General features: G+C 68.0%; 6 protein-coding genes. 1 reads left to right on the top strand and 5 read right to left on the bottom strand.

Annotation, left to right across the window (positions count from 1 at the left end):
- The first annotated feature begins 20 nt into the window (after positions 1-20).
- Positions 21-998, top strand: coding sequence for a UDP-glucose 4-epimerase GalE (gene galE / locus AB4Y86_RS09305; protein ID WP_441401959.1), 978 nt, complete (start codon positions 21-23; stop codon positions 996-998).
- 21 nt (positions 999-1,019) lie between these two features.
- Here galE and AB4Y86_RS09300 read toward each other — a convergent pair whose 3' ends face one another.
- The 5 genes from AB4Y86_RS09300 to AB4Y86_RS09280 form a co-directional block, all read right to left on the bottom strand.
- A complete protein-coding gene (locus tag AB4Y86_RS09300; RefSeq protein WP_441401958.1) occupies positions 1,020-1,991 on the bottom strand; it encodes a lipid II:glycine glycyltransferase FemX in 972 nt (323 codons plus the stop codon).
- A gap of 2 nt (positions 1,992-1,993) precedes the next feature.
- On the bottom strand, positions 1,994-3,262 hold the full coding sequence (gene manA / locus AB4Y86_RS09295) for a mannose-6-phosphate isomerase, class I (RefSeq protein WP_441401957.1): 1,269 nt from the start codon (positions 3,260-3,262) through the stop codon (positions 1,994-1,996).
- Between the two features lie 67 nt (positions 3,263-3,329).
- On the bottom strand, positions 3,330-4,982 hold the full coding sequence (locus AB4Y86_RS09290; RefSeq protein WP_441401956.1) for an LCP family protein: 1,653 nt from the start codon (positions 4,980-4,982) through the stop codon (positions 3,330-3,332).
- Positions 4,983-4,993: 11 nt separating this feature from the next.
- Positions 4,994-5,518, bottom strand: coding sequence for a 5-(carboxyamino)imidazole ribonucleotide mutase (purE, locus tag AB4Y86_RS09285; protein ID WP_441401960.1), 525 nt, complete (start codon positions 5,516-5,518; stop codon positions 4,994-4,996).
- A 74-nt stretch (positions 5,519-5,592) separates the two neighbouring features.
- Positions 5,593-6,372, bottom strand: a 780-nt coding sequence (locus AB4Y86_RS09280) for a 5-(carboxyamino)imidazole ribonucleotide synthase (protein WP_441401955.1), incomplete at its 5' end; no start/stop codon positions are given.

Here is a 6,372-nt window from a genome sequence, read left to right as displayed (position 1 = left end):
GCATTGGATAGGGTGGGGCCATGACTTGGCTTGTTACCGGCGGTGCTGGATATATCGGATCTCACGTGGTTGCCGCATTGCGCGCGGCATCGATTCCGTCCGTGGTGGTGGACTCGCTCTCCAGCGGGCACCGGGAGTTCGTTCCGGACGACGTGCCATTTGTGCACGCGAGCATCCTCGACGACGAGCTGCTGGCCCGAACCATGCGAGACCACGCCGTGACCGGTGTGATCCACCTCGCGGGCTTCAAATACGCCGGGGTTTCGGTGCAGGAACCGTTGCTCACCTATGAGCAGAATGTGACCGGCACGGCGCAGTTGCTGAAGGCGATGGAGCTTGCCGGCGTCGAGAATCTGGTCTTCTCCTCGTCCGCGGCCACCTATGGCACCCCCAGGGTCGATATCGTCACCGAAGACACTCCAACGCAGCCCGAGTCTCCCTACGGYGAGAGCAAACTCATCGGTGAGTGGCTCATCCGCGACCAGGGCGTAGCCCGCGGCCTGCGGCACACCTCGCTGCGCTACTTCAACGTCGTCGGATCCGGCTCGCGCGAGCTCTACGACACGAGCCCGCATAATCTCTTCCCGATCGTGCTCCGGGCCTTGACGTCCGGGAAGACCCCGAGGATCAACGGCACCGACTACAACACCGCCGACGGCACCTGCGTCCGCGACTATGTCCACGTGGCCGACCTCGCTGCGTCCCACGTGGCGGCTGCGCAGGCCCTTGCCGGCGGCCGGACGTTGGAACGCGTCTACAACCTCGGTTCCGGCGACGGATTGTCCGTACGGCAGATCATGACCGCCATGGCGCAGGTCACCGGCATCGACTTCGAACCGGAAATTGGGCCCCGGCGGCCCGGAGACCCCGATCGGATCGTCGCCGACGGCACCCTGGCGGCCCGGGACCTGGACTGGAAAATGCGTCACAGCGTGGAAGACATGGTTGCCAGCGCGTATGAGGCGCAGACGCGCGCTGTAACCGCCGTCGAGGCCTAGCCGCCCGGGCGCGACGGGGCCTTAGCGCCCGACCTTCGCGCGGAGCAATCGGAGAAGTTTCTTCCCGTTTTGCGCGGCCTTCCGGGCCTGTTGATATGCGCCGTAGCGAAACTTCTTCACCGGCAGATCCCAGGTCCCCGGGTACGCGACCTCACGGCCGCCGAACGATTTCTTGAATGTAGTGAAGCCGGCCCACTTATGGTCGGGCTGGTCGGCCGGTGCGACGCCCCAGAGGTCTACGTGCTGGAGGCCCTTTTCCTTGGCGTCGGCCATCAGGGTGACGAGCAACGGAATGCCCGCGCTGAGCTTGCGGTGCGCGTCGTCCAGCGCGGCGTGGGCGTAGGTGCGGGTGTCCGCCGAGTCGTAGGCCAGGGCCGCCGCGATCGGCTCGCCTTCCAGTTCCGCGACGAAGAGCGTAGCGGCGCCGGCGGGCATCAGCGACCGAGCCACTTGGCTGAGGTACTGGTCGCTTTGGGGCTTGAACCCGTTGCGCGCCGCGGTCAGATGCAGGAACCCCAGCAGTATGGAAATCTCCGCGGGGTCCTGGCTGGACCGGAAAGTCACGCCCTTTTTATGGATGTTGCGGTAGAGGTTGCGGTTCACGGGCTTCATGTCAGACAGGACGTCCTTGAATTCCCGGTCCAGATCCACGACCCAGCTCAGCTCCGGCTGCAGGTTTGCCGGCGCAGGGAGCAATCCCCGGCTACGCAGCACGGTATCGGCGTCGGAGCGGTCAAAGCCGGCGCAGACCGGTTCCACCCTGACAAACACCGCCCCGCAACTGCGGGCCAGCCCGGTCAGGGTCTCCAGCGCCGAGTCGAAGGCGGTGAGGGAATCGGCCAGTGGCCCGTACGGCACGTAGAGCAGTTTGCCGGCCGGGTTGCTCTCCTCTACGGCTAGGAAACGCCAGCCGTCGCCAGTCTGTTCGTGGACCGTGCGGCCCAAAGCACGCTGGACGTCGGCCCAGTACGGACCCTGCAGAAAGTAATCCATGGTCAGTTCTTCATTCCAGTCGTGACGGCAAAGGCGACGGCCGGCCCCGTGGCACCGGCAACAGCGTGCACGTTAACCGGGGCCTCGGCGGCCGGCAGGAAGGCGGAAGCGCCGCGTTCCAGGTGCAGATCGCCCTTGGGGGAGTCCAGCAGCACCGCCCCGGAGACCACAATGATGACTGCGGCACCGGACTGTGCCAGCGGGACCGGCTCCGCGCCGGGTTGCAGCTCCACCCGCTGCAGCTGGAATTCCCGGAACGGCGGCCGGAACAGCTCCTGGTCCAGCATCGTGGTTTCGGCACTGAGCCGCGGTACCCCGACAGCTTCGAAGGCGATGGTGTTCAGAAGCTCCGGCACATCGACGAATTTCGGCGTCAGCCCGCCGCGGAGCACGTTGTCCGATGAGGCCATCACTTCGATGCCCAGGCCGTGCAGGTAGGCGTGCACATTGCCGGCGGGCAGGTAGACGGCCTCGCCGGGCGCGAGCGAGATTCGGTTCAGCAGCAATGAAATCAGCACGCCTGGATCCGCGGGGTACTCCTCGTTGAGCTTCACCACCGTGGTCAGTTCCGCCACGTATGAACCCATGGGCGCCCCGGAGAGGAGCGCGGCGGCGACGGCGGCCGTCGCCGCAGCGACTTCCTCGCCGCCGGCGATGAGCCGTTCGAAGGCGCACCGGAGGGCGGCCGGTTCGTCGGGCTGTGCCAAATCGTCGAGCAGCCGCGGAATGAGCGGCGGGAGCTCCAGACCGGCCAGCTCGAAGCACTCGGCAATGTGCAGGAGCACGGCCCGCGACTGTGCTGCGGGCCGGAAGCCGCACAGCGCCTCAAACTGCGTCAGGGCAAAGATCATTTCCGGTTTGTGGTTGTCGTCCTTGTAGTTGCGCGTGGCGGCGCCGCGGCCGACGCCGGCCGCCTCCTCGCGGGCGTACCCGGCCCGCGCCTGGTCCAGCGTGGGATGTACCTGCAGCGACAGCGGGCTCTCGGCGGCCAGGACCTTGAGCAGGAAGGGCAGCCGCGCCCCGAATTCGGCCACGCTCTCGCTGCCCAGGTAATGCTCGGGGTCACGGGCGATCAGCGCGTCGAGGGGCACCCTGCCGCCGGCCGTGCCAGCGGCCCCGCCGGCGTTGAGCGCCGTGGACGGGGAGTCCGGGTGGGCGCCGACCCACAGTTCGGCCTCCGGGCCGCCGGTCGCCGGCCGGTCGAGCAGCCCGGCGATGGCCGTGGTCGACCCCCACGCGTAGGGGCGGAGGACGTTCTCAAGTTCGTACACGGGGTCCCTGTCTGCTCGTGGAGAGCCGGTGGCTGGAGCTGCTGGAATGGGGTGCGGAGGTCAGGGGCTAGAGCGGGGCGCACTGTCCGTTGGTGGCCACGAGGTTGCGGATTGACTGTTCATCGCCGTTGCGCTTGAAATCGTTGAGGATCTGTTCGGTGATCGGTTCGCCCTCGGGCGTGGTGGTCACGGGGGTGAAATCAGACGACGACGGCGACGGCGACGGCTGGGTGCCGGGCCGGGTGCCCGGCACGGCGGCCGGCCGGGGACCCGCGGCGGAGAGCGGCCCGGGCGCGGCAGCCGGCTGACGGAACGAATCGCCCGACGCCCCCGCGGCCGGGGCGGGGCCGAGCAGCTTGTCCACTGCCTGGTGGATCCGGTCAAAGTCGGGAACGGTGGAGAACGAGGCGTCGAAGTCCGGCGGCCCGATGGTTAGGCGGCTCACGGGCTGGCCCTTGGACTTCATCGCCAGGTCCACGAAGCTGCCCAGCTGGCTGGCGGAGATGTTGGAATCGACCACCTTGGTGCCCGCCTTGACGATGTCCTCAAACTTCGACAGCAGGGTTGCCGGATCCAGTTGCTTGAGCATGGCCTGCTGGACGCACTGCTGGCGGGCGATACGTGCGTAATCGTCGACGAACTCGCGGGAGCGCCCGTACCAAAGAGCGTGGTAGCCGTCCAAGGTGTTGTCCCCGGCCGGGATCCAGCCCAGCGGCATGCCGTGGATGCCGTTGGCCTCGTCGATCGTCTCGCCGCTGATGGGGACCCAGCCGCCGGCCTTGATCTTGATGCCGCCCATCGCGTCGATGAGTTTGGCGAAGCCATCCATGTCCACCAAGACGTAGGCCTGCACCTTGATGCCGAGGGTGCCGGAGACCGCCTCCAGGGTGGCCTGCGCGCCCGGGTCTTCCACCCCCGGGTAGAGGTTCTTGTACTTGTCGGTGACCTCGGTGTTGATGGCGTTGATGAGGCACTCATCGCCGCAGTCGTAGCCGTCAGGGTAGATCTTCCACATCGGCGAGTCGTCGCTGAACCGGGCGTTCTGGAGGTTGCGGGGGATCGAGATGATGGCGGACTGGCCGGTCTTGGCGTCCACGCTGATCACGGACAGGCTGTCCGGCCGGCGGCCGGTCCTGTCGGCCCCGGCGTCCCCGCCCATCATCAGGAAGTTGTAGCGGCCCTCGGACGGCTCCATCGCGGGTCCGTTGGCGAAGATCGTGCCGATCGCGGTCCGGCCGACGTTGAGCAGGTACGCCGCGTAGCCCAGGCTGCCGCTGCTGAGCAGCATGGCCAGGACCAGGGTCAGGACGACGGCGGCGCGCATCCCGGTCTCGAGCAGCACCGGCCGGATCAGGCGCAGGGTGTTGAGGAACAATGCCGCCCAGCCCAGGGCGAGCGCGGTGAGCACGACGACCAGCAGGAGCGAGGTGATGGGGTTGGTAATGACGTTGATCAGGGTCGGGCGGGAGGCCGCGAGCACCACGAGGGCCACAATGAGCAGGGTCCAAACCGAGAGCGTGACACGGAGCGCGATCCGCCCCAGCCTGCGGTTGCCAGCCACCAGCTGGGCGCTGCCCGGGACCAGGAGCGTCAGCAGGATCAGCAGGAAGGCGCGCTTTGAAAGGACCCCCGGGGCCGACCCGGAGGGATAACGGACCGGATCCGTCAAGCTCCCTCGGGGCCGCGTCTTTTCCGCCGCAGCGGCGAAACCATTGCTCATGGGCTGGATCCTTACTGGCCGCTCCGTGTGGCGCTGGTTTCATCGGAGAACACGTCGGCCACCTTGCTGCGCAGGTTCGCGCCTTTCCGGGTGGCGGAGTCGTTGAGCTCATGCGCGAATTCCACCAGAGCGGACCGGAGCCGGTCCGCGAGGGCATCGGTGCCGGAGGCCAGCACCCGCACCGCGAGCAGCCCGGCGTTGCGGGCACCGGCGATGGAGACCGTGGCGACCGGCACACCGGCCGGCATCTGCACGATGGACAGGAGCGAATCCATCCCGTCCAGGGTTTTCAGCGGCACGGGTACCCCGATTACCGGCAGCGGAGTCACCGAGGCGAGCATGCCCGGCAGGTGCGCGGCGCCGCCGGCGCCGGCGATGATCACCCGCAGGCCGCGCTGATGGGCGGTTTGCCCGTAACGGATCATTTCGGTGGGCATCCGGTGGGCGGAGACGACGTCTGCCTCGAAGGGGATGCCGAATTCGGCCAGCGCTTCGGCGGCGGCCTCCATCACCGGCCAATCGGAGTCGGAGCCCATCACGAGGCCCACGATCGGGCCGTTCCCGGTGCCGGCGGCCCGGTTTGCGGATCCTGGGGCTTCGTTGCTGGGGTTCACGCGCTCTCCTCGGAGGTTTCCGGCGCGGCGCCGGCAGGTGCCCGCCCGTCCCGGATGATGTTGGCGACGACGCCGGCGCGCCGCCGGACGGAGTCGACGTCGGCGGCGGCGGCACCGACGAGGTTGACGTGGCCGATCTTGCGGCCAGGCCGCACGGCCTTGCCGTAGCAGTGGACCTTGGCGGCCGGCTCACTGGCCAAGGCTGCGGGGTAGGCGGAGAACAGGTTCTGGTTCGCGCCGCCGAGGAAGTTCTTCATGACCACGACGGGTCCGAGAAGTTCGGTGGCCCCGAGCGGCAGGTTCAGGATGGCGCGCAGGTGCTGTTCGAACTGGCTCGTAACTGACCCGTCCTGAGTCCAGTGGCCGGTGTTATGCGGGCGCATGGCGAGTTCGTTGATCAGGAAGCCGGCACCGACGCCAGGGGTTTCGAACATCTCCACGGCCATGACACCGGTGACGCCGAGCTCGTTCGCGATCCGGACCGCGGCGTCCTCCGCGGCGGCGGCGACCTCCAGCGGGATGTCCAGGGCGGGGGCGATGACTTCGTCGCAGACCCCGTCGACCTGGATGGTGTGGACCACGGGCCACGCCCGCGTTTCGCCGTCGGGGGTACGGGCGACCATCGCTGAAAGCTCACGGCTGAATTCCACCTTGGCTTCGGCCAGGAGCGGGGACATGGCCTCGAACCAGTCCGCGGCGTCCGCGGCTTCCGAAGCAGAGGCAACGATCCGCACCCCCTTGCCGTCGTAGCCGCCGCGCGGCGTCTTCAGCACGAC

The sequence above is a fragment of the Arthrobacter sp. 2YAF22_2 genome (genome assembly GCF_052114645.1).
Taxonomy (GTDB): Bacteria; Actinomycetota; Actinomycetes; order Actinomycetales; family Micrococcaceae; genus Arthrobacter.
This window is presented reverse-complemented; position numbering and strand designations above follow the sequence as displayed.

What these genes read in the sequence shown, in the direction of transcription:
- AB4Y86_RS09300 (WP_441401958.1), bottom strand. Translation starts at nt 1,991, where the DNA reads ATGGATTACTTTCTGCAGGGTCCGTACTGGGCCGACGTCCAGCGTGCT.
- AB4Y86_RS09290 (WP_441401956.1), bottom strand. Translation starts at nt 4,982, where the DNA reads ATGAGCAATGGTTTCGCCGCTGCGGCGGAAAAGACGCGGCCCCGAGGG.
- purE (WP_441401960.1), bottom strand. Translation starts at nt 5,518, where the DNA reads ATGGGCTCCGACTCCGATTGGCCGGTGATGGAGGCCGCCGCCGAAGCG.